The sequence below is a fragment of the Paenibacillus woosongensis genome (assembly GCF_009725165.1).
GTDB lineage: Bacteria > Bacillota > Bacilli > Paenibacillales > Paenibacillaceae > Fontibacillus > Fontibacillus woosongensis.
This window is the reverse complement of the sequence record NZ_WNZW01000001.1, coordinates 684,889-708,324: the sequence shown is the minus strand read 5'-3', so window position 1 is coordinate 708,324 and position 23,436 is coordinate 684,889. Positions and strand designations below refer to the sequence as shown.

The 23,436-nt window shown below is 52.8% G+C and carries 22 protein-coding genes; 20 read left to right on the top strand and 2 right to left on the bottom strand.

The window, feature by feature from the left end; genetic code table 11:
* Positions 1-19: 19 nt before the first annotated feature.
* The 12 genes from GNP95_RS03395 to GNP95_RS03340 all read left to right on the top strand — a co-directional run bounded on the left by GNP95_RS03395 (position 20) and on the right by GNP95_RS03340 (position 11,439).
* Positions 20-298 (top strand): hypothetical protein, encoded by a 279-nt coding sequence (locus GNP95_RS03395; protein WP_155609461.1) that lies wholly within the window; start codon positions 20-22, stop codon positions 296-298.
* 168 nt (positions 299-466) lie between these two features.
* Positions 467-898 (top strand): thiol-disulfide oxidoreductase DCC family protein, encoded by a 432-nt coding sequence (locus GNP95_RS03390; RefSeq protein ID WP_155609460.1) that lies wholly within the window; start codon positions 467-469, stop codon positions 896-898.
* Positions 899-1,046: 148 nt separating this feature from the next.
* On the top strand, positions 1,047-2,204 hold the full coding sequence (locus tag GNP95_RS03385) for a P-loop NTPase family protein (protein ID WP_330163252.1): 1,158 nt from the start codon (positions 1,047-1,049) through the stop codon (positions 2,202-2,204).
* The gene (locus GNP95_RS03380; RefSeq protein ID WP_330163251.1) at positions 2,201-3,427 is read left to right on the top strand and encodes a CpaF family protein; all 1,227 of its coding nucleotides are present in this window, start codon (positions 2,201-2,203) and stop codon (positions 3,425-3,427) included. Before GNP95_RS03385 ends, GNP95_RS03380 begins: the two co-directional genes overlap by 4 nt.
* Positions 3,428-3,460: 33 nt before the next feature.
* A complete protein-coding gene (locus tag GNP95_RS03375; RefSeq protein ID WP_155609459.1) occupies positions 3,461-4,261 on the top strand; it encodes a type II secretion system F family protein in 801 nt (266 codons plus the stop codon).
* Positions 4,262-4,280: 19 nt separating this feature from the next.
* Positions 4,281-5,156: a type II secretion system F family protein gene (locus tag GNP95_RS03370; protein WP_155609458.1), complete on the top strand. Its 876-nt coding sequence runs from the start codon at positions 4,281-4,283 to the stop codon at positions 5,154-5,156.
* Between the two features lie 29 nt (positions 5,157-5,185).
* Entirely contained in the window at positions 5,186-5,383 is a 198-nt protein-coding gene (locus GNP95_RS03365; protein ID WP_155609457.1) for a Flp1 family type IVb pilin, read from the top strand.
* Positions 5,383-6,042: a TadE/TadG family type IV pilus assembly protein gene (locus tag GNP95_RS03360; protein ID WP_330163250.1), complete on the top strand. Its 660-nt coding sequence runs from the start codon at positions 5,383-5,385 to the stop codon at positions 6,040-6,042. Before GNP95_RS03365 ends, GNP95_RS03360 begins: the two co-directional genes overlap by 1 nt.
* 27 nt (positions 6,043-6,069) lie before the next feature.
* On the top strand, positions 6,070-8,298 hold the full coding sequence (locus GNP95_RS03355; protein ID WP_155609456.1) for a TadE/TadG family type IV pilus assembly protein: 2,229 nt from the start codon (positions 6,070-6,072) through the stop codon (positions 8,296-8,298).
* The gene (locus tag GNP95_RS03350) at positions 8,267-9,268 is read left to right on the top strand and encodes a TadE/TadG family type IV pilus assembly protein (RefSeq protein ID WP_155609455.1); all 1,002 of its coding nucleotides are present in this window, start codon (positions 8,267-8,269) and stop codon (positions 9,266-9,268) included. Before GNP95_RS03355 ends, GNP95_RS03350 begins: the two co-directional genes overlap by 32 nt.
* Positions 9,269-9,282: 14 nt before the next feature.
* Positions 9,283-9,798: an A24 family peptidase gene (locus GNP95_RS03345; RefSeq protein ID WP_155609454.1), complete on the top strand. Its 516-nt coding sequence runs from the start codon at positions 9,283-9,285 to the stop codon at positions 9,796-9,798.
* 66 nt (positions 9,799-9,864) lie between these two features.
* Positions 9,865-11,439 (top strand): DUF6382 domain-containing protein, encoded by a 1,575-nt coding sequence (locus GNP95_RS03340; RefSeq protein WP_230873636.1) that lies wholly within the window; start codon positions 9,865-9,867, stop codon positions 11,437-11,439.
* Between the two features lie 66 nt (positions 11,440-11,505).
* On the opposite strand, the gene GNP95_RS03335 is transcribed toward GNP95_RS03340, so the two are convergent.
* Positions 11,506-12,441 (bottom strand): TIGR01777 family oxidoreductase, encoded by a 936-nt coding sequence (locus GNP95_RS03335; RefSeq protein WP_155609452.1) that lies wholly within the window; start codon positions 12,439-12,441, stop codon positions 11,506-11,508.
* Positions 12,442-12,537: 96 nt separating this feature from the next.
* Positions 12,538-13,011: a DUF2621 domain-containing protein gene (locus tag GNP95_RS03330; RefSeq protein WP_196427054.1), complete on the bottom strand. Its 474-nt coding sequence runs from the start codon at positions 13,009-13,011 to the stop codon at positions 12,538-12,540.
* Between the two features lie 136 nt (positions 13,012-13,147).
* On the opposite strand from GNP95_RS03330, the gene GNP95_RS03325 reads away from it, so the two are divergent.
* From GNP95_RS03325 to GNP95_RS03290, 8 genes are all read left to right on the top strand, one after another.
* Positions 13,148-14,263, top strand: a complete 1,116-nt coding sequence (locus GNP95_RS03325) for a deoxyribonuclease IV (protein ID WP_155609451.1) — start codon at positions 13,148-13,150, stop codon at positions 14,261-14,263.
* A gap of 72 nt (positions 14,264-14,335) precedes the next feature.
* On the top strand, positions 14,336-15,235 hold the full coding sequence (purU, locus tag GNP95_RS03320; protein WP_155609450.1) for a formyltetrahydrofolate deformylase: 900 nt from the start codon (positions 14,336-14,338) through the stop codon (positions 15,233-15,235).
* Between the two features lie 213 nt (positions 15,236-15,448).
* Positions 15,449-17,821: a DUF7408 domain-containing protein gene (locus GNP95_RS03315; protein WP_155609449.1), complete on the top strand. Its 2,373-nt coding sequence runs from the start codon at positions 15,449-15,451 to the stop codon at positions 17,819-17,821.
* Entirely contained in the window at positions 17,818-18,756 is a 939-nt protein-coding gene (locus GNP95_RS03310) for an ABC transporter ATP-binding protein (protein WP_155609448.1), read from the top strand. Before GNP95_RS03315 ends, GNP95_RS03310 begins: the two co-directional genes overlap by 4 nt.
* On the top strand, positions 18,743-19,684 hold the full coding sequence (locus GNP95_RS03305; RefSeq protein WP_155609447.1) for an ABC transporter permease: 942 nt from the start codon (positions 18,743-18,745) through the stop codon (positions 19,682-19,684). The genes GNP95_RS03310 and GNP95_RS03305 overlap by 14 nt, the downstream gene beginning before the upstream one ends.
* A gap of 57 nt (positions 19,685-19,741) precedes the next feature.
* Positions 19,742-21,421, top strand: a complete 1,680-nt coding sequence (locus GNP95_RS03300) for a phage tail tape measure protein (protein WP_155609446.1) — start codon at positions 19,742-19,744, stop codon at positions 21,419-21,421.
* A gap of 28 nt (positions 21,422-21,449) precedes the next feature.
* Positions 21,450-22,442 (top strand): AAA family ATPase, encoded by a 993-nt coding sequence (locus GNP95_RS03295; protein ID WP_155609445.1) that lies wholly within the window; start codon positions 21,450-21,452, stop codon positions 22,440-22,442.
* A complete protein-coding gene (locus GNP95_RS03290) occupies positions 22,439-23,428 on the top strand; it encodes a DUF58 domain-containing protein (RefSeq protein WP_155609444.1) in 990 nt (329 codons plus the stop codon). The genes GNP95_RS03295 and GNP95_RS03290 overlap by 4 nt, the downstream gene beginning before the upstream one ends.
* Positions 23,429-23,436 lie beyond the last annotated feature (8 nt).

Genomic DNA, 23,436 nt, shown 5'->3' with positions numbered 1-23,436 from the left:
GATAATACGGGTGATGACCATGTCTTACAGACCGAGTGTACAGAACGTGACCAAGGCCAGCAGCAATGAAAAAGAAGGACTGTATGAATTCATCGTCACAATGGCTGATGGCACAGCGTGCCGGGTATTTTTCCACCGGAATCCGGAATGGCGGCTTACGAACGTCAGCCGGCTTCAGCGAACACCTTGTCCAGTTTGCCGCAAAGATTTCATTTGCAAATGCATGGACAAATTCAGCGGAGAGATTAAGCAGCAAATGGATGACGGTCAGTGGATTGAGAAGGCGCTGGCTCAGTAAGATAGCAGTCAATCAACGTTGGAGACGGGCTCGTAGAGGGATCTATGGGACGTTCATAAGATTGAAAAGCAAGCGGGTCGACCAAGGAGTTTCCTTGGCTGACCCGCTTGCTTTTTTCGTTTGTCCGAAGTCATGCTATAATTGCAATAAAAGCGAGGTGAAGGAACGATGGCGCAAACTTCGGGACAGCACGATAACGTCGTCCTGTTTGATGGCGTATGCCATTTATGCCAGGGAGCCGTTAAATTTATAATCAGAAGGGACCCAGAACGCCGCTTTCGGTTCGCTTCCCTCCAATCAGAAGCTGGGGAGAGAATATTGCAGGGCAGCCGGCGCCCGGACATTTCTCCTGATCGGATAAACACAATTGTCCTGTATCAGAACGGCGTTTATTATACGCGTTCATCCGCTGCGCTGCGAATCGCAAAAGGATTGCGGTATCCTTGGCCGCTTGCCTTTGGATTCATTATTGTACCGCGATTTATACGGGACGCCGTATACCGCATCGTTGCGGCTAATCGCTATCGATGGTTCGGCAAGGACGAGACATGCCTTGTGCCCACGAAAGAGAATAAGGAACGATTTTTGCAGGATGGATAATCATCTTCAGAAAAAGCCTTGCGAGAGTCAGAGAAGTATGTTATTCTAACTGTAAATTTCAGGGATGAACGACGGAAGCACCGTCCAACAACCGCATCTGCGGTTATTGGACGGTGCTTTTTTGCGTTCTTGAAAGGTTGTGATAAGGGTGGTTCCAGTTCGGCTTGTTCTGGCCGCTAGGGATGAGCAGTATATCGAGCCTTTTTTGCATTATGTCCGCCACAGCGAGTTTGACCGCCGCTTTTCCGTAACGGCTTTCAGCCGCGAGGATGCTTTCGTGCGGCATATGGAATCGAGCCGGCTTTACGCAGATGTCGTATTAGCCGAGAAATCGTTTCTTGAAGCGTGGCTGGGTAGCGGGGAGACGCCCCAAGTTCCATATGTTCATCTTGAGGAGGAGGGGACTGCGAAAGGTTGCGGAAAGAGCATTTCCAAGTATCAGCCGCTGCCTTTGCTTCTAACGGCGGTACTGGAATATGCGAGGGGAGGAGCCGCAGCCAGGGAGCCGGTGGATGGCAAGGCGCTTGTCGTCGGAGTATATTCCGCAGTAGGCGGATGCGGCAAGACAACGGTGGCCGCTCATCTTGTAAAGCAGCTTGCCGGAGAAGGCCGCAAGGTATTTTATCTGAATCTGGAAACGATCAGCAGCGGCATATTATCCGAAAATTCTTCTGTACAGGAAGGGCAGCATCGTACCCATGGCCTTGCCCGGCTTCTATACGACTTGAAGGCGGCGGGGGAGCGGGGCGAGCCTATAAATCAACCGGTCTCGTCTTATGCGTACAGGCATCCGGCCCTTGAAGGCGATACATTTGGGCCAGTGGACAATTTAAATGAAATGCTGGAAATGGAGTCCGGGGATACTGCTCGGCTGATTGATTTTATTGCGGACAGCGGACTTTATGACGTCATCGTCGCCGATGCCGATTCGTATCCTAATGCGCGAACAGAAACGGTGCTGGATCGTGCCGACAAGCTGGTCTGGCTGCTGGCCGGCGAAGAGAATGTGGTGCGCAAGAGCGGATTATGGATATCTCACATGGAACGGTCAAATCCAGAACGCTGTCGCTTGATTATGGGAAAAGCATTGTTCGCGGTGAACCGGTGCATGGGGGAAGCGGGTCTGTCGCTGCCAAGACCTGGCATGACAGCAGAGATCGTGTTGCCTAATATACCATCCTGGAATCAGTTGACGGGACAAGGGGACCTGCTGCAATCCCCGGTTTTTCAGAAGGAAATGCTTAAGCTCAGCCGCAGTCTATACAGCTGGGGTCATGCCCTTGGAATTGGGGGAGCATCGGGGTGACGGAGGATTTTTTTACGGAACTGCGCGCAAGCATTCGCTCGGGACTGGATATGACATCAACGCTATCAGACTCGCAACTGATGGATTACATTGAACGCCGTGTTCTTGCAGACAGCGGACTTAATGAGTTGACGGCTTCTGAGAAGCGGAAATGGGTGCGCAGGCTTTATGACTCTTTTCGGGGACTTGACGTGCTTCAGCCTCTCGTGGACGACCGGTCAGTGTCAGAAATCATGATCAACAGCCACGAGGAAATTTTTATTGAACAAAATGGCCAGGTGCGGCGAATTGATGTGCGCTTTGAATCACAGGAGAAATTGGAGGACATGATTCAGAACATCGTTTCTACGGTAAACCGTGTCGTGAATGACTCCTCGCCGATTGTGGATGCAAGGCTTCCGGGCGGGTCGCGGGTGAATATTGTGCTTCCTCCGATAGCGCTCAAGGGTCCAACCATGACGATCCGCAAGTTTCCGGAGCAGCCTGTAACGATGGAGCGGCTGGTGGAATGGGGTTCGCTGACCGAAGAGGCGGCTCTTTTTCTGCAAGGTCTCGTCAAAGGGAAATACAACATTTTTATTAGCGGGGGAACGGGGTCCGGGAAGACCACTTTTTTAAACGCACTTTCGCAATATATTCCGCCGGATGAACGGGTGATTACGATTGAAGATTCGGCGGAGCTGCGGATCGTCACCGTGCCGAATCTAGTTTCCCTGGAGACACGCAATGCCAATACGGAAGGAAAAGGAGAAATCTCGGTTCGCGACTTAATCAGAGCTTCACTGCGAATGAGGCCAAACCGGATCATTGTCGGCGAGGTGCGCGGCAGCGAAACGATCGATATGCTGCAGGCGATGAACACTGGACATGACGGGAGCTTGTCAACCGGCCACGCTAACAGCACGAAGGACATGATTAGCCGGCTGGAGACGATGGTGCTGAGCGGGGCTGCACTGCCTGTTCAAGTGGTACGCCAGCAAATCGGCTCAGCGATTGATATTTTTGTTCATTTATCCAGGCTAAGGGATCGTTCACGCAGGGTCATGGAAATCTCGGAAGTATGCGGTCTTGTCGAGGGGGAGGTGATGCTAAATCCGTTATTTGTTTTTCAGGAAGAAGCAGAGATCGAGGGGAAAATCCGCGGGAGGCTGACAAAGCGGAGTAGCCTGGCGAATCTCGACAAGCTGCGGATGGCGGGGATTGATTTTGGAACAGGAGCTTGAACAAGCGAAAACGGCAGGAGGCGGGAACGCATAATGAAATTGGGGTTTGGACGACGCGGCAGGCCTTCACCCCCGGGGAGTGAGGCGGAAGGACTGCCGGATTATCAGAACTACGTACTGTCAGGAAAGCAAACTATGCTCTGCCTGGCTGCAGGGGGCGTAATGTTTACGGCTGTCGGATATATCTTTTTCCATTCCTGGCTGCTGGCGCTTTTGCTTGCCGGCGCGGCACTGTTTGTACCAAAGCCGTGGAGCAGGTACCTGCTTCGCAGGCGGAGGGAAGCGCTCAGCCTGAATTTTAAACAGGCGCTCTATTCATTGTCCTCCTCGCTGGCAGCAGGCCGTTCCGTCGAAAACGGATTTCGCGAAGCGATTCAGGATCTTCGGCTGCTGTATCCAGACGGCAAGAATGATCTTATGATCGAGCTTGGGATCATATGCACCCGGATGGAATACGGGGAGCCGGTCGAGGATGCATTACAGGATTTCAGCAGACGGGCCGGTATGGAGGACATCAGCAATTTTGCGGATGTGTTTACGACCTGTAAACGCTCTGGAGGCGATCTGGTAGAGGTCGTGAGAAGAACCTCATCTATTATTAGCGAGAAGCTTGAAATCAGCCAGGAAATCAGCGTCATGATTGCCCAGAAGCGCTTTGAGGCCAAGGCGATGCTGGCATCTCCGGTCCTGTTTCTATTATTCATGGATTTAACTTCTCCAGACTACATGCAGCCGCTTCATCAAGGTGCCGGACTGGTCGTTTCGTCGGCTGCCTTAATTCTGTTTGCCGTATGCGCCTGGATCATGATGAAGATCATGGATATCCGGGTTTAGGAGGGGTGCTCATATTGACATGAACTTGCTGTGGGGAATTTTGGCGATCGTCCTGCTTTTTGCCTGGGCGCTGCTGTACAGACAAACGTTACGGCGGTATCCCGGCACTGCGAAACTGGAGATGGATGGCATCCGGCTGCAGAAATTGGCCCCTCCCATGCTTTATGTACTGGAGCGGCTCCAGGTGTCGCAAAGGTTTCCGCTGTTCTTCTTCAAAATCCAGCGCTCGGTCAGGCAGATTAACGGCCAGCAGCGCGGCGGGGAGTACACGCTGCTCTTTTTGGCAGAGATGCTTACCTACAGTTACCTGCTGCTGTTTGGCGGCTGCTTGATTTCAATAGCGATGGAGGGGGAAGCCAGCGGGTTCCTCATTGGGCTTCTGCTCGCCGTTCTGCTGCCGGTTGCGCTAATTAGCGACTTGCACAGCAAGGTGAAGCGGCGGGAACAGCAGATTCTGCTTGAATTGCCAGAGCTGTTGAATAAAATCGTCCTGCTTGTCGGCGCCGGCTCGACAGTTCAGCAGGCGATCAAGCATTGCCTGGAACGGAAGCGCGGGCAAGAGAGCCATCCTTTGTATCGCGAGCTGTTTCAAATGCAGCGGGAATGCGAAGGAGGATATTCCTTTGCTCAGGCTATGGAAGGCTTTAGCAAACGCTGCGGCATCCAGGAGGTGTCCGCATTTACGACGGCGGTATTGCTGAATTTTCGCCGCGGCGGCAGCGATTTCGTGATGGCGCTTCGCGATCTGTCCCATTCGCTATGGGAGAAACGGAAAGCGGTCGGCAAGACCCTGGGAGAGCAGGCTTCATCCAAACTGGTTTTTCCAATGGTGCTGTTGTTTTTAATAATTGTTATTTTGGTGGGGACTCCCGCATTCATGATTATGGATCTGTAGCTTTTATTAATTCGAGGAGGGGTTTGCTGATGTTAGAGGTATTGCGCGGAAGAATGGGAGAGCTTTGGCGGGATGAAGACGGTCTCGGTATGCTCGAGATGATTTTGATCATCGCGGTCATCGTTATTATTGCCGTGATCTTTCGTAAGGAGTTGAAGGCGATTGTTGAAAATCTGCTGTCCAAGGCTGACAAGAAGACGGACTCCTTTATGGACGGCGGAGAATAGTGAAGCTGCTGCGAAACAAGGATGGGAACTTTACGATAGAAGCCTCGCTTGTATTTCCGGTCATATTTTTTACGATACTGCTGCTGCTGTTTTTTTGCATGTATTTATACCAGAATGCAGTGTTGGGCCATACGGCTTTCGCAGCTGCCGAGCGCAGCGCCTATGTATGGGATAACAGCTACCGCGAACCAAGGACAGGGGCCTATGAGGAGGATCAGCATGATTCGCTGTATTGGCGAATACATGACGACGGCATGCTGCAGCTTCTCTTCGGCTCGTTCAGCGGAAATTCCCCGGCTGTATTGGAGCTGGAGCTGCCAAATAGTGCAGAGTCCAGCGGCAGTCTGCCTTTGAAGAAGCTCGGAAATATCGGCCGTGAAATTCCGGCCGGGATGGAAGGGCATATGAAATACGATAACAGGCTGCTGTTCCGTAAAGTTTCCGTATTTTTACACCGGAACATCTCCCTTGCTCCGCTAGAAACCATCATCGGGGACGCCAGGCAAGCAGGGCATTCCGCCTCTTATATTGTAGAGCCGGTGGAATGGATCCGAACCGTCGAGCTTGTCCGTTATTACGGAGCGAGGTTTAAAGGAACAGGCAAGGAGCATGTCAGTCAGGCCGACGCGGGGAAAGCGCTGAAACTATATGCGAAATAAGGCCGCATCTTGTTGAAGGGGGTTCCTATGTTGGACAAGCGCCGTTCAGAACAGGGGGCAGTAACGGTATTTCTGATTGTTATTTTTGCGGCTGTTTTTGCTTTTGTGGCGATTTTTATTGACTTCGCCAGAATGTCGGCGCTGCAGGCGAGAACGGAGGTGCTCGCTCATTCCGCAGCACGCTCCGTTCTATCTGCGTACGATAAGCAGCTGCTGGAGAAATACGGATTGTTTGCGTTCGGTGAGACGGATGAAAATTATTTAATGTCCAAGGTGCTCCAGGACAACTTTCAGCTGGCAATGCGGAGCGATAATTTGCCTATTATGGAAGCGCAACTGGATTCTTCCTCCGTAGAATTGCTGCGCCCCTTGGGACACTACTCTGTCTTCAGGCGGCAAATTCGCGAGGACATGAAATATAAAGCACCGATTGATTTTGCGATTGAAGTCGTCAACAAATTCAAGCCAATGGCGCAGATCATGAAAGAGGCCTCCAACACGGTGGATTTACTTAGCAAGCTGCAAAGGTTGTATGATCAGCGGGAGGATAAATTGGATCAATTGCTGTCCGCGCAGAAGCAAGCTGCTTCGTCCGCCAAGGGGTATACAGACCGCCTAGCCAGGCGGAATTATACGTACATTCCGGATCATTTGCTGGGAAGCCCCATTCACCTGATAGCTGATGCGGCCTCCCAATACAACGACTATTTGGCCAAAGCGGAGGAGGATCGGGATAGGGAGGCGTCCGAACGAGTGTATTCCGATTTGCTGGCGGATTACCGATATGACACTGGAAGGGCCTTTAATGCACTGTCGCAAGCCGATCAGGAGGCCGCAGTTCAGCATGCCCAACAGCTTATCGCGGCTAGAGCTTTGCTTGAAGAAGTACGGGGAATCAACGAGCAAATGCGTCAGGTTATCAAGGAGTCCGAAAGCAGGCCGGCACAGCATGGATATGATTCCGTATCCCGGGGACTAAGCATAGGAGGTGACGAAGCAGCTTCCGGCGAGTCGGAAATCGCCGAAATCCGCGGCAGGAGCGAAAACTTGTTGTTGCAGGCATCGCTCTTAATGGACTTGGAAGCAGGGATCGAAGCCCAAGAGGCGAGCTTCAACAGCGCTCATCAAGCCGTTGCCTCCCTGCTATCCAGCTCTTCGGATATGGGTACGGCATCTTCTGGCAGCGCCAGCGGTTTTAAATCGAAGACGATGCAGGCCAGTCGGGAAATCGACCGATATTTGCGTACTTATTCCGATTCAGGTAGCGGTAATGCGCTGCAGCAAATCCAAGCCAAAGTAGAGGCTCATCGTTCAAGCGACGCACAGCGCAAGCAGACAGAGCAGCAAGCTGCTGCAGAACTGAAGCATGCGTTCAGTTTGCTTCGGCAGATCGAAGAACTAAAGAACAAAATGGGCGAGCATCAAAAGCAATTTGATGTGCTGAGGTCTTATTTTGATAACAATCGCGCATTAAATCAAGATCATTCCGCCGCGGAAGCGGGACAAGGTATCCGGGGGCGCAGTCCAGATCCATACGAGACCGGGGAGCAAGCCATGGGGGGCATGGATGTTTTGTACGCTTCCTTGTCTGAAATGATGTCCGGCATAACGGACAATGGCTATCAGACAGAGTATGTTGTCAGTTACTTTGATTTCTTCGACGTCAGCACGCTTAAGGAGCTTATGGAAGGCCGGTCGGATAAGCTGGATGCGATGGTAGAGCAATTTGCCCCGCAGCGGCAGGAGGTAGAGTATATATTGTACGGTTTTCATAATCCAGCAGGAAATGTTGCCGCTGCCTACGGTGAAATATTCACTATGCGTCTTGCGATTCGTACGATGGAGGGACTCATCAAGCATGCGAGCAAGGTCAACCCGCTGTTGATTTTGGCCTCTGCCTTGCTTTATGGAGTTGTTGAGGCCGTCAAGGATATGGTGCGGCTATGCCAAAAGGGAGGCTTACAGCTTAGCGATTATTTGAGAGTCGAATTAACGTACAGGGATCACCTTCGGTTATTTCTGCTGCTCCATGGTACCAGCGATCGGCGCCTGTCGCGGATGTTATCGGTAGTTCGCTTAAATACAGGCATCAATCCCGATGAACGGGCTACTTATATTCAGGGTGAAGTAACCGTAGCTTTGCCATTATGGTTCTTGCCGGGAGTGTCCAAAGCCATTGGCAGCGCCGGCGCTTTACAGGGACGAGTGGAAGGAAGCCGATATTATGCCGTCAAGCAAGCGCATTATTCATATTGAGTCTGCTGACAAAACCTCTAGCGGGAGCATCGTGCTGGAAGCTTCGCTTGTGCTGCCTATTTTCATCATGGTCATGTTCTTCTTTATTTACATGGTTCAAATGACCGTCTATTCCGTACAATTGAACAGCGTTGCTTCCAATGCGGTAAGGCAGGTATCCGCGCATATATATCCCGTTGCCTTGGCCGTAGACCAGTATTCGGAGCAAAAAAAAAGAGAGGGGAAGAACGATGGCGGCGCTGTAGGGCAAGGGAGCGTGTTCGATTGGAATATGCCCAAATTGTCGCTGTCGGAATGGGCCGGGCAATATGCCGATAAGCTTCCCGAACCTTTATCCCAGTGGATTATGGATGCGGCAGCCAAGGGGGATGAACCGCTGGGCGACTTGAAGAACAGCGTGCTGGAAGCGGTTCTTGATCCTGCAGTGAAACCGCTGTTGCAACCTTTCGTACAGAATACGCAGCTTAGCGAGCGGCGGCTGCATGTGAGCCGGATTATCGTGCCTGATCTGAAGACGGGAAAGAACCCTTACTTTGGAATCGAGTTAAGCTATGAACTGCCGATTAAAGTGCCCCTCAGCAATCGGAAAATCGTGCTTCAGGCGAGGGCGCAGGAACGGCTCTGGATCGGGGATACCGGGGAGCTAGAGACGGATGCAAGCGGGGAACAGGCCGAGGGACGGGCTCCGGTGATCTTGACCAAGCCGGATCCGGCATATGCCGGCCGTAAAGCGCGGGTCAGCGCCCAGGTTGAGCCGGGGGTGATCGCCAAGCTGACGGTGTATTACAAGAGCGGGGTAAGCCAGGCCAAATTTCTGGGGGAAGCTTCCGCGGATGAAAACGGCATTGCGGAGTGGCAATGGCTTGTCGGCGGCAATACGACGCCCGGCACTTGGATATTCGTGGTCGAGACGGAGGACGGGCTGCGTACGACAGCTGAGTTTGTTGTTGAAAGCCCGAACAAAAAATGACGAGGAGTGCTGCTATGCATGTTATTGAAATTTGGGGCTGCTTTTTATTGCTTGCTGCTGCGTTCATTACCGATATTCGCACGATGAAAATCCCCAATGTGATTACAATAACCGGTACGGTGCTTGGTATTGCATATCATGGAATTTCCGGCGGGTCAGCAGGTTTTATATTTGCTATAAAGGGTGCTGCTGTCGGCTTTGGCGTAGTGGCAATATTGTATGCGGTGCGGGCCGTAGGCGGAGGTGACGTGAAGCTGTTTGCCGGAATCGGAGCTTGGGTTGGCGTACCGCTGACATTATCCGTGCTGATGTACTCGATTCTGGCTGCCGGCTGCATCGGCATTTTGATTCTAATTTGCCGAAGAGAAGCGGTGAGGCGGCTTGGAGGCATACTGCGCAGTATCTTGGGTGTTATCATGCTGCGCAGTATAAGTCCAATTCGGTCCTTTACAGTGCAGAACAAGCCACTAACTTTTCCGTTTATGCTGGCTGTGTTGCCCGGTGCCATCATGGCAGTCTATTATTTTTAGGGGCAGGGAGTGAGCTTTCGTTTGAAAGGGATAGTAACTGATTTTGTCAGGAATGATGGGACATATATGGTGGTTAATACGGAAGATGGGCTGCATGCTGAGCAGTTGAATTTAGTACAGAGAAATATGGTGAATTCGGTAGCGATCCCCCATCTGCTGCGGCTGGAAGTGAGGGAGATTGATTTTAAAGTTACGCTGCATTATGAGATTACCGGAAAAAGAATGCTGTCGCAGTGCCTGAAAAGCGAATGGATGACGATGACGGAATTCTACAGCATTTTACTGCAAATCGTTAAAGTTCTCAATAGCAGCAAGGAATATATGCTCTCTTCCGGAAATTATCTCCTGGATGAAGATCATATATTTGTGGAAGATTCATTGCCGAGCGGTACTATCTATCTGGCCTATCTGCCCATGCTCCATACACCTCCAGATCAATCCATTGCCCAATCTATGCTGCATCTCGTCAACCGTATGATGACAAGGGTTAAGAATATAGAGGGAAGCGGCATTCAGAAAATTATCGGTTTATGTGGGGGAGAGCTGTTCTCGGTAACCGGGTTAAAGGATTTGCTGATATCACTGCTGCTCGAGGAAGATTCTAGTGAAGGGCAGGGATCAAACGTACATATCCGTGATACCGGGAGAAGACCACGTGAGTTAGATGCTCCTGAAGTGCCGATTTCGCCGAATTCCAAAAATATATCTCAAGTACCGTTTGCCGACCCTGAACCAAGCTTAAGCTCAGTTCCTAGTGCCAGCATTCACGAAGGAGCTTTGATGAAGAAAGAGGGAGGAGTATATGAGGAGGAGGCGGAGGGCCGGACAGTAATTAAACCAGCATATATATGGCTAGGCGCTGCGTTACTGGTTGCGCTCATCTGGAAGCTTGCGTATTTGGATGGGCCTGCTCGCAATGGACTTTACATTAGTGCGGGGTCATCGCTGGCTGTAATATTCATTGCGCTGCTAATCCAGAGCGGAAAATTTGACTTGGTTCGTTTTTTTAGGGGCAAGGGCAATGAGGAAGGGGATTTTCAAATTGACGATAATGTTCGTTTAGCCGGGGAGGAGGAACATGAAAGGTCTAGGTTCACCAAACACCGCAAGCTGGAGCGCTATGAGGAGAAATGGAGATGGAACGCCCCGTCCCCCTCTATTGAGCCTTTTCCAATTAGTTCATCCGAATTCTATGAATCAATTCAGACTCCGGTATCCAAGCCGTATCGTGAGCATGTTGAAGCGCAGCCGCCCGCCGCGGCTTCCCCGGCAACCGTATTGTTGAAGGATTTAGCAAAGTCAGAGCGAGGACAGGCTGACAACATAAATTATTTGGATAAAATAACCTCTTCAGGTGCTGGATTTGAACGAATCCCTTTATCCAAAGGCAGCTTTATTATCGGCCGTTCCGAGGAATTAGCCCAATATGTGGAAAAGCAGGCCGGGGTATCCCGGGCTCATGTCGAGCTTATGATCCTGGAAGGTGATTGCCGCATCAAGGATTTAGGCTCCAGAAACGGAACCAAGTTAAACGGAGAACTGATTGCGCCTTACAAAGACTATCCGCTCGAACCGGGAGATTCGTTTACCATGGCCGAGGTTACGTTTCGTTACGGTAGAGAGATTCGAAATTCGGCATGACGAAGGGATAAGTAACTTGTAAGAAATATATATGTACAGCCCGCTGTCCCTGTACGGATGACGGGCTTATTGGCGTGTCTTTAAATCCGCTGCGGCGGATTCCAGCTCTGGATACTGAAAATGGAAACCGTGCTGCAACGCTGCTTGGGGCAGGACCCTTTGTCCTTCCAGCAGCAGTGCGGACATTTCGCCAAGCATCGTCTTTAATGCGAAGGCTGGCAGTGGAAGCCAGTATGGCCTGCGGTGAACCCGGCTGACAATCCTGCCGAATTCGTCGTTGGTCACGGGGGTTGGGCTTACTGCGTTGACAGCGCCTTCAACTTCCGAATGCTTCACACAGAAATCGATTAAGGCTACGATGTCGTGGATATGAATCCAGGGGACCCACTGTCTGCCAGACCCGATTTTACCGCCCGCCCCAAGCAGAATAGGAAGGCGCATGAGTGGATAGGCCCCGCCCTTATTACCGAGCACTACGCCCGTACGCAGCTTTACAAGCCGAATACCCCGAAAGCCATTCTCCGCTGCGGTTTCCCATTGGCGGGTCACATTTGCGAGAAAGTCATCTGCTTCAGACTGGGAGTTCTCATCAAATGTATCCGTTAGAGATGTTCCGTATATTCCAACGGCTGAGCCTTGAATGACTACTTCAGGTTTGCTGTTCAAAGACTGTACCCATTTGGCCGTTAAATTGGTCGCTTGCAGCCTAGATTGCAAAATGCTGTCCTTGGCTTTACTAGTCCAGCGCTGATTCAGGGAAGTGCCGGCGAGGTTGACGACTGCATCCGCCTCGATCCCGCGCGAAGAAGGCTGTGCAAGCTGCTCCCAGGTCAGGTAGGCAAGAGGAGCGGCTCCCTCTCTTGCTTGAGACTTGGGATCACCTTGACTATGCTGCTGGGGCTTGCGGCGCGTGATGACCGTAACATCATGTCCCTGCCGCTGCCAGTAGGAGGCCAAAGCGCTCCCGATAAAACCTGTTCCTCCGGTAATACAGATTTTCATCGCGATCCTCCCAGATAATATAATCGTGATAGCTATAAGAAAAACACCCGGCTAGCAGGCGTTCTTCAGACGTCGCGACCGGATGTATCATTTGTTCTATTTGTTGATCAAATGCTGATAGGGGCGGTAGTCGATATTGCTCTTTTCCAAAAAGTTCATCAGAAATTTGTAATCCCGCTTTGGCGTCGCTACGATATAGCCTTTGATACAGTGATCCTGCGTAACCTCGGAAGCTTCCTCCTGCAGGGCAATTTTGCCGATTTCCGCGGCAATCGAATGCTTGGCGATATCCCGGAACGGGGTAGGTACGGGCTGTACCAGCAGATCAAGGAACGCCTTCGCTTCATCCGTCCACAAATGCCGGCTTTTCTCGACCCAATGATTCTGCCAATCAAGCTTGGACATGCCGTCCGCCTTGGGGAGCACCTTCAGAAATTTGCGGAACATGAAAAAACCGCCGATGCACATGACGCCGAGCATGACGAATCCCCAGAATGCGATCGAGTTCATAAACCAGCGATTCGGCCCTGCCGAAGCCAGTGCAAGCCAAGTGATGTTCAAGTGCGGCATCGATTCATTCACCTCGAATAATTAGTCCTTAAAACCCTTCAATCTTTAAGAATTATACCTTATTTGTGGATTTATATCGATATTCAAGATAAAATAGGTTTGTTTAAAGAACGTTGTCCATAAGGGGGATAAAGAAATGTTAAAAATAGGTTCGCATGTCTCGTTCTCGGACAAGGGGCTATTAACCGCAACGGAGGAGGCCGCATCTTACGGCTCCAGCTCGTTCATGATATATACCGGCGCACCGCAGAATACGCGCCGCAAACCGATCGAATCGATGAATATCGAGGACGGCAAGGCCGCGATGGCCATTGCCGGCATTGACGAAATTGTCGTTCACGCGCCTTATATCATCAATCTGGGCTCTTATAAGTCTAACACGTACCAGCTGGCAGTAGACTTCCTGCAAGAGGAAATCCGCCGCACCCATGCGCTGGGCGTGCGAAATATCGTGCTTCACCCGGGCGCATTCACGGATAAAGATGCCGAATACGGCATTAACCGGATCGCCGAAGGCTTGAATGAGGTGTTGAACGGAACAGATGAAACGGAAGTTAACATCGCGTTGGAAACGATGGCTGGCAAAGGGACGGAAATGGGACGCAGCTTCGAGGAAATCGCCGCGATCATCGATAAAGTCCAGCATAATGAGCGTCTGACGATATGCTTGGACACCTGCCACATCCATGATGCCGGCTACGATATCGTCAACGATCTCGACGGCGTGCTGCACCAGTTCGATCAGCTGGTCGGCTTGAACCGGATCGCCGTCGTGCACGTCAATGACAGTAAAAACCCGATGGGGGCGCGGAAAGACCGCCATACGCCTGTCGGAACCGGATGGATCGGATTCGAGGCGCTTAACCGTGTGGTGCATCACGAATTGCTGCAGGGGCGTCCGTTTATCCTGGAGACGCCTTGGATCGGCAAGGAAGCCAAAACCCAGCGGCCGATGTATGAAGTCGAAATCGCCCTGCTTCGGGGGAGCGTTCCTGAGAGATTCGGCGAGTCCTTCCTGTCGGAAATAGAGATGCTGAGCAGCTTCTTTGCGAAACGCGATATTGAACAGCGCGCGTTCGTGCTGGATACCTGGAAATTGCTCAAGGACGACGCCAAAGCAAGAAAGGCGGATCCGCGCGAACCGCTGGAGCGCCTCTATGATCTCGTATTGGAAGCCAATTTGTTCCCGGATTACAGCGAGGAACAAATCAATTTCCGGCTAATCGGCTGGCTTGCAGCCAAAGGCCTGTAAATCACATCATGAAATAGAATCAAGACCAAAATCAGTTGTTTACAATAGTTAGCGGGAGGATTTGAGAGAAAGATGGATGTACATGTAAAATCAGGCGCAAGGCCTGTCAAACCTTATGAAAATCATCGGGCGCGGATGTTGATTTCATGTCCGGACGGGCCTGGCATCGTAGCCGCGGTGTCGGATTTCCTGCATCAGCATGGCGCAAACATCGTGCAGTCGGACCAGTATACGATGGATCCCGAAGGCGGCATGTTCTTCATGCGGATCGAATTCGATCTCGAGCGGCTGCATGACAATCTGGCACAACTAAAGCAGGATTTTGCGGTAATTGCCGCCAAATTCGAGATGAAATGGGAAATCTATCCGCTGAATGAGAAGAAGAAGCTGGCTATTTTCGTCTCCAAAGAGGATCACTGCCTCGTAGAATTGCTGTGGCAATGGCAGGCTGGGGACTTGGATGCGGAAATTTCCATGGTCATCAGCAATCATCCCGATAATAAAGAATACGTCGAATCGTTTGGCATTCCTTTCTATCACATTCCGGTTACGCCGGATACGAAGAGGGAAGCCGAGCAGAAGCAGCTGGAACTGGTTAATGGGAAGGTCGATTTAATCGTGCTGGCCAGATACATGCAAATTTTGTCCCCTGCTCTGATCGAGCCTTACCGGAACCGGATCATTAATATTCACCACTCGTTCCTGCCGGCCTTCGTAGGCGGCAAACCGTATGCCCAAGCCTATGACCGCGGCGTGAAAATCATCGGCGCAACCGCTCATTACGTCACCGAGGAACTGGATGGCGGGCCGATCATCGAGCAGGACGTTCAGCGCGTTAGCCACCGTGATGACGTTGGCGAGCTCAAGCGGATCGGCCGCACGATTGAAAGAGTTGTTCTGGCCCGGGCCGTCAAATGGCATATCGAGGACCGCATTCTTGTGCATCAGAATAAAACTGTCGTATTCAGCTAATAGCAAACAAGGATATTAATTTACCTTAACAACTAGAAAGCCGTCTCAGTTGGCATGCCTGTCATACTGGACGGCTTTAGTTGTATGTTTTTCGCGGATACTTGTAAGTTGTTGCCGTTTTATGCAGAAAAATAGAAGCCGGCTTGTAAACATTTTGCGCTTGAATACGTCCTTATATATAGGGTCATTTTCATGATGAGAGGAGAGAATCATTTGTTCTTATTTGACAAGAAAAGGGGAACCCTGGCCATGCTGTGGCTCTTAACCGCCATAATTATGCTGCTGCCGGGGGCTGTAAGTCCTCAAGCTGTCTATGCGGCGGAGCCGTCGATCAGCATGAAGACGGAAGTCGGCTACGATGGCCATTACAAAATTGGAGAATGGACGCCGCTAAAAATTACGCTGACCAGCGACACGGATATTTCCGGGGAAGTCGTCGTCCAAACGGAATACCCGTACAATTCCAATCGGGCTTCATACGCGGCAAAAGTCGATTTGCCGGCGGGTACACCAAAGGAAGTCACTTTCGGCATCCTAGGAACATCCTTTCATAAAGATAACAACTCAATTCGTTTCTATAAAGATTCGGCAGAAACGGGGAAATACATCCCCTTTAAAGCTTCGACCCCGTATTTGAATGCCAGCGGGGACAATGGCACCTTGATCGGTGTACTCGCTTCGGATCCGGACAGCATGAATTTTCTAAACGTGCTGAACGGCAAGGGGAAGGACGTGAAGGTTATTCCGCTCAAAGCGGAGCAGCTGCCCGAGGACGGCGTACTGCTGGAGGGGCTGGATATTCTCGTCATCAACAACTACCCGGCGGGCAATCTCGGGGATAAGCGAACGGATGCGATTAAAGCGTGGGTGAAGTCAGGAGGGACGCTTGTACTGGGCGGAGGCGCAGGTTATGCAAAAACAGTCCAGGGGCTCGAGGATTTGTCGCCCGTAGACTATTCGGGTCTTGCTGATGTCACCTCGCTGCAGGAACTGGAGAAAGCGACAGGCAAGCTGATCTCTCTAGATGGAGCCTTCCCAGTTTCTGCTGCTAAGCTGAAGGAGGGGGCACGAACACTCGTAAAAGGCGAGCAGCCATTGTTCGCCTCCTGGAACGTGAGCAGGGGCAGCGTCATTTATGCAGCCTACGACGTTTCCATGGAGCCCTTGCAATCGTGGTCCGGTCATACTGATATATGGAATAAGGTGCTTCAGCAGCATTCCCCTCTGGCTTCGGCTTCGCAAGGAAATATGCCTGGAAAAGGGGAATTGACGCAAAGAATCAACTATTTGCTGGACTATTTCCCGAGCCTGACATTGCCTCCTTATTCCCTGCTGCTCTGGATGCTGCTGGGATATGCGGTCATCGTTGCGCCGGGGCTCTATTTCGTACTGAAAAAGCTCGATAAACGCGAGTGGGCCTGGCTGCTCATTCCGGCTATTGCCGTATTGGCCAGCGGTGGAATCTATGTGGCTGGCACCACGGGGAAAAACACGCTGCGCACGAACACGCTCAGCATCGTCGAATTGAATGGCCATGGGGATGCCGAGCGAAGCACGTCCACGGCATTATTCATCCCGCGAAGCGGCGATTACAAACTAAGCTTTCCGGCTGGCACGCACATCACAGTGCAGCGTGAAGACGGACTCATTTCGGGCGGACAGGCGGCTGACTCGGAGCGGCAGCTGATCCGATTTGGTGACAGCGGTACGGCTGTCGATTTAAAGGGAATGACGCATCGCTCCCTCGCCAAGTTAACCGTGAGGCAGCTGGAGGACCGGCAGCTTGGTCAGGTGGAGTTCGACATCTCTATTAACGAACAGGGCATTCCGCAAGGGACAGTGACCAACAAGACTATTGCGGATTTAACGGACACAGCGATCATTTTGAACGATAAAATGTATCTGCTTGGCGATATCGGCAGAAATCAGACGGCAGCGATTACCTCCTTGCCGCTGACTATTAACCACTATGATTACGGCTACTTCATATTTCCTTCCCAGGGCAATCGTCTGGAGGATATGAAGCTGGAACGGCCACGCGGTCTCGTTAACGCCTATTTTAGCCGAAACAATATGACAGATAACTATGCCTTTATCGGCTGGAGCCAGGATGAGCTGATGAATTATGAGGTAAATGGCAAAAAAGTAGCCGCCGACCCGCTGAATATGTGGGTTCAGCGCATTGAGCCGGAAATCCATCGAGAAGGACAGTGGAACATACCTTATGGTTATATCGCGCCTTCCGTCAGCAAGGCGACTTCATCGGACTGGGCATACGAAACAAGCCGCAGCATTCATATGTCCGGGGGCGAGATGGAGCTCGAATACACATTACCAAGCGATGTGAAATTTTCGGAGCTTGCCATGCGCCAGAACAACCGGGGGCACAACATGACCGTGGCGGTATGGAACGCGTCCAAGGGAGAGGTTGAGCCCATCCAATGGAATCAAGGGACAGCGCAGCTTCCTCAGCCGATCGAGCAATACCTGGTTGGGGGAACAACGCTGCGCCTTATCGTCACGGCGCAGGATTGGAGCAGTTTCGACCTGCCCGAAATCTCTGTAAAGGGGAGCAGCAGCCAATGATCGAGATACGTAATTTAACTAAAACTTACGGCGGTTTCGAAGCGCTGAAGTCGGTGAATATTTCCATTTCCAAAGGAACTGTTTTCGGCTTTGTCGGGCCGAACGGAGCAGGCAAATCAACGACGATGTCGATCCTGGCAACGCTGCTGCTGCCGACCTCTGGCACGGCATCGGTTGGCGGCTTCGAGGTGACTGAGCAGCCGCATGAGGTACGCAAGAGAATAGGTTATATGCCGGATTTCTTCGGGGTATATGACCAATTCAGAACGACGGAATACCTTCATTTCTACGGAGCCAGTTACGGGATTCCGCGGCCTGAACGCGAGAAGCTTATTCCCCAACTGCTGGACTTGGTTAATTTAAGCGATAAACGGGATGCCTACGTGGACAGCTTGTCCCGCGGCATGAAACAGCGGCTGTGCCTGGCCCGCTGCCTTGTACATGACCCTGACGTGCTCATCCTCGATGAGCCGGCATCCGGCCTCGATCCGCGGGCGCGAATCGAAATGAGAGAGATTTTGAAAGAACTGAAGCTGATGGGCAAGACGATTATCATTTCATCGCATATTCTGCCCGAGCTTGCGGAGATGGTGGATGAAATCGGCGTCATTGAGCACGGCGAGATGGTTGCTCAAGGCAAGGTGGCTGACATTCAAAATCGCCTGCGTGTCAAGCGGGTCCTGCATATTCGTGTCATGGACCGCGGAGACGAGCTCGCCGCCATGCTGCGGGATGAGCGCCATGTCAGCCAGGTGCTGAGCGACGAAACAGGGGTTCATGTGCATTTCGGCGGCGGAGACGCCGAGCAGGCCCAGCTGTTGAACAAAGTCATTGGCGCAGGTTATGGGGTCGTATCTTTCCATGAAGCACAGACGAATCTCGAGGATGTATTCCTGGAGATCACGAAGGGGGGCGCGTCGGATGGATTGGCGTAGAATTCTAATCAATCCCGTGATGGATAAGGAGTTCAGACTGAGAATGCGCACCTCCCGTTCCGCGGTGACGGTGTTTGCATACGTACTGGTCATGGGACTTCTGGCGATGGGCATCATTTATGTCATGATGAGCAGCGGAGCCGGATTGTCAGGGCGGATTGATCCAGGCACCAGCCGTGTCATGTTCTACGCGCTCAGCATCGCCCAGCTTGTTCTTATCGCATTTATGACGCCTGCGTTAACGGCTGGAGTCATTAGCGGGGAGCGGGAGAAGCAGACCCTGAACATGCTGCTGACGACACAGCAGAGCTCGTCGACGATTATTTTGAGCAAACTGGTATCCTCTTTGAGCTTCATGACGCTGGTCATTTTGGCGACGCTGCCTGTGTACAGCATTGCGTTTCTTTACGGGGGAGTCGCCCCGAAGCAGCTTGTATTCGTTTTTCTGTTTTATTTGTTTATCATGCTGCTGCTCGGTTCGCTGGGTGTGCTGTTCTCCACACTGTTCAAGCGGACGATCGTCGCGGTCATTATGACTTATGGCGTAGGGCTTGTTATTTTCCTCATTACCGGGATCATTTACTTGCTTGCCATGGGCGTAGTCCAGGCTAATTATTATGCTTCGGGGACGACGATGGCGCCGGATTACTCGTGGATCGGATTCATTCTAGGGCTTAATCCTGCGGGAGCATTGATCAGCATTTTTGAACCTTCGTTTTCGGATTCCATCTTTTTGACGCGGTGGGGCAGCCAGCAAGCCGGTGCGCCGATCCAGCTGTGGCAGGAGTTCCTGCTTGTATACAGTGTTGTAATTATATTGGCGCTGTGGCTGGCCATCCGTTATATTCGCCCGGTCAGACGAGTCAGGATCAAGAAGCGGCTGCAGACGGACTGGGAACCGCAAGAGCATGAGCAGGCAGAGAAATAAACAATAGCCGCTCTAGGTAATAGGTTGCAGAACGATGGAGGAAGGGAGGTGGGCAGCATGAAGGAAATTTACGAGCAGCTTAACATCGTCAGGCGCCGCATGCAGTGGCTCGAAGCCTGGAAAGGGACACGCTGCGGACTGCTTGCCGGGCTTGGAGCCGTGCTGCTGTGGTTTGCCGCCGGGCGTTTATGGCCGCTGGAAGGCTTGCTGTGGCAAGGAGCTGTGCTAGTCGTGCTCTTTGCGCTATCCGGGCTGTTATGGGGGTACTTTGCCAAACGAGTATCCTTGCCGGAGGCAGCTCGCATGATGGACCGGGCGATTGCCGATGAAGAGCCGCGCGACGACATGGCGACGGCTTTGGCGTATGGCGAATCCGACGCATTAGCGGCAAAATGGCAGCGGGCGCAAGCCGCTCAATACGGTTCAGCCTACATTAGGGAAATCAAGCGGCGTCTGCCATTCCCGGTTCGCCGTAAATTTTGGCTCTCGGCCGCCTGCCTGTTCATGGCGCTCGTCATTTTGACTATCCTGCCGAATCCGATGCAGCAGGAGCTCGCCAAGCGCAAGGAGCAGAGGGAATGGGTGAACGCTCAGCAGCAAGAGACGGAGGATAAGCTGAAGGAGCTGGAGGCGCACAAGCTTGAGCCCATCGCGAAGGAGGCGTTGGCGAAGGAAATCGCCGAGCTGCGGCGGGCGCTGGAACTCAGTAAAGAACCGGAAGAGGCGCTCGATAGCGTAGAGCATGCGATGAAGAGCCTAAAGGAAATGTCCGACAAAATAGAGCTGAAGCAGCAGGAGATGGAGAAATGGCTGGAAGACTGGAAAACCAATCCGCTTTCCCAGGGCCTGGCAGAGTCTATGAAGCAGCAAAATCAGCAATCCATGAGCGAGAAAATGGAGGAATTCCGTAAAAAGGCTGCTGCCATGTCCACAGAGGAGCGCAAGCGTCTGGCTGAGGATTTGCAGCAAATCGCAGAAGCCGCTCCTCAGAATGATGAGAAGGCTCAGCGTCTCGCCGAAGCTTTAAAAAAAGCAGCCGAGGCGCTAGAGAAGGGAACTCCGCAAGAAATAGAGCAGGCTCTGGAGCTTCTGGAGCAAGCGATTCAAGAGAGTATGGCCGGCCTGAATTCCGACCTTAACCAAGCTGAGGCTGCGGCCGCTTTGGCCGCCGCGCTGGCTGAGCAAGGGATGGGGCTGGCGGAGCAGATGGCCGCCTCCGGGCTTGCGGTGTCCGATACGTGGAGCATGGGTGGAATTGCCGAGCAGTGGGCCGGCGAAGCTATGCTGGCCGGCGGGGAACCGGGAAGCGAAGCATCCGGCGAAGGCGGAGCTGGCAGCGGTTCGGGACAGGGCCAAGGCCAAGGTCAAGGTCAAGGTCAGGGTCAGGGCAGTGGCCAGGGTAGTGGTCAGGGCTCTGGATCTGGAAGAGGCAGCGGTAACGGCAGCGGCGGGCAGGGCGCTGGACTCGGCAGCGGCGGACGCGAGCTCGTGACGACGCCGCGCGATTTGAAGGGCAGCGGCAACGTTGAGCGGGACAGCGGCGAAATTCACGGCAGCGGCGGAGATGTGCAAAAGGGCGGCAAATCGCCCGTATTTGACGGCGAGAGCCGGCCCTATGACGAGGTGTACAGCGACTACGCTGCCGAGGCCAAGCGCTCTCTGGAGCGGAGCGAGCTTCCGATAAGCGTGCAGAGCCTGGTGGAGAGCTATTTTACAGAAATAGACCCGGGATATTAGTCGAGGATGAGGAGAAGGGGGACTTATGATGTTGGAAGCAAATGCGCAGGTGGAGTCATGGAAAAATACGATATCCGGCGTGCGGAAGCAGATTGGAAAGGTCATCGTGGGCCAGGAGGAGATCGTAGAGCAGCTGCTCTGGTGCGTCTTTGCCGGCGGACATGCGCTGCTTGAAGGCATTCCGGGACTCGGCAAGACGATGCTCGTCCGGACGATTGCCGATACGCTCGACCTGTCGTTCTCGCGAATTCAGTTTACGCCCGACCTGATGCCGAGCGATATTACCGGGACGAATGTCATTCGCTTCGGCCCGCAGGGCAGCACGGATACCGTCTTTCAGCCCGGGCCCGTATTCAGCAGCATCGTGCTTGCGGACGAGATTAACCGGGCTACGCCGAAGACGCAGAGCGCTATGCTTGAGGCGATGCAGGAGCAGACGGTGACCGTTGGCGGAGAGACGCACAGGTTGCCGCAGCCGTTTTTTGTGCTGGCAACGCAGAATCCGTTGGAGAACGAGGGGACTTATCCTTTGCCAGAGGCGCAGCTGGATCGCTTCCTGCTGAAGATCCATGTCAGCTATCCCTCGCCTGACGAGTTGAAGGAGATCGTCCGCCGCACGACTTCCAGCAGCCAGCCGACGGCCGACAAGCTGGCTTCGGCCAGCGAGCTGCTGGAAATCAGGCAGGCCGCGAAGGAGGTCCTGCTTGCCGACGATGTGCTGGATTACGGAGTGCGCCTGCTGATGATGACGCATCCCGAGGAGACTTCGGCTCCGGATTCCGTCCGCAAGTATTTGCGCTTCGGATCCGGACCGCGCGGAATTCAGTCGATCGTGTCGGTGGCCAAGGTAAGAGCAATTTCTAAGGGAAGGATGCATGTATCCACGGGAGATATTGCAGCGGTTGCCGTTCCCGCGCTGCGCCACCGCCTGTTTCTAAATTTTGAGGGACAAGCGCTGGGAGTTTCCACGGATTCGCTAATCGAGGACATTCTGTCTTCGCTTGAGGGGGCGAGAAGATGAGCGAGCCTCTTCTTCCGCCCTCGCTTCTCCCCCGCCTCGAACGGCTGTCGATCGACTCCAAGCGGCGGGTTCGCGGAACGATGCAGGGCAAGAGGCGCTCCAGCCGTTTTGGCTCGTCTCTCGAATTTGCCGATTACCGCGAATACGCGCCTGGGGACGACATCCGCCGCTTCGACTGGGGCGTCTATTCACGGACGGGCCGGCCTTTCGTACGCCAGTATTGGGACGAGCAGGAGCTGCAGGTTAGTCTGTATGTAGACGCATCCGCCTCGATGGATTTTGGGGGCAGCGGGGCGTCCAGCCTGGCGGACGGGCTAACGTCTGATGATAACAAGCCTGACGGGAACAAACCCGGCAGCAATCAAACCGGCTGGAACAAAGCAGACCGGAACAAGCTGATTTACGCGAAGCGGCTTGCCGCTTCGGTTGGCTATATGGCGCTAGCGTCATATGACCGCGTGCAGGCAGCCGTTTTCGACTCGGAGGTAGCTAGGCAGCTGTCGCCTGTACGCGGGAAAGCATCGGCCGCCCGGTTGTTTTCGTTTCTGCAATCGGCGGAGCCTGGCGGCGAGGGCCGATTGTCCCAAGCGCTGCGTCAGCCCAAAGCGCTTCCGAAGCAGCCGGGAATGACCTGGATCTTTTCCGATTTCTGGCTGGACGGAGGAATAGATGAGCTGGCTGAGGCATTGTCTTATTACCTTGCTGCGGGGCAGGAAATCCTTCTGGTCCACATATTATCGCCGGAGGAAATCTCGCCTGCCTTAAGCGGAGATTTGCGGCTGGTGGACAGCGAGCTTGGGACGGGCAAGGAAATAGCCCTGACCGGAAAAGTGCTGGAGGAATACAGACGAACGCTGCAGGCATATCAAGCGGAAATTGCGCGATTCTGCAGCGAGCGGGCTATTTTTTATATACAGGTGAACACGGGTGTTCCGCTAGAGACAGGGATCTTCGAAACGCTGCGCGGAGCTGGGGTGCTCGGCTAGCAATATGC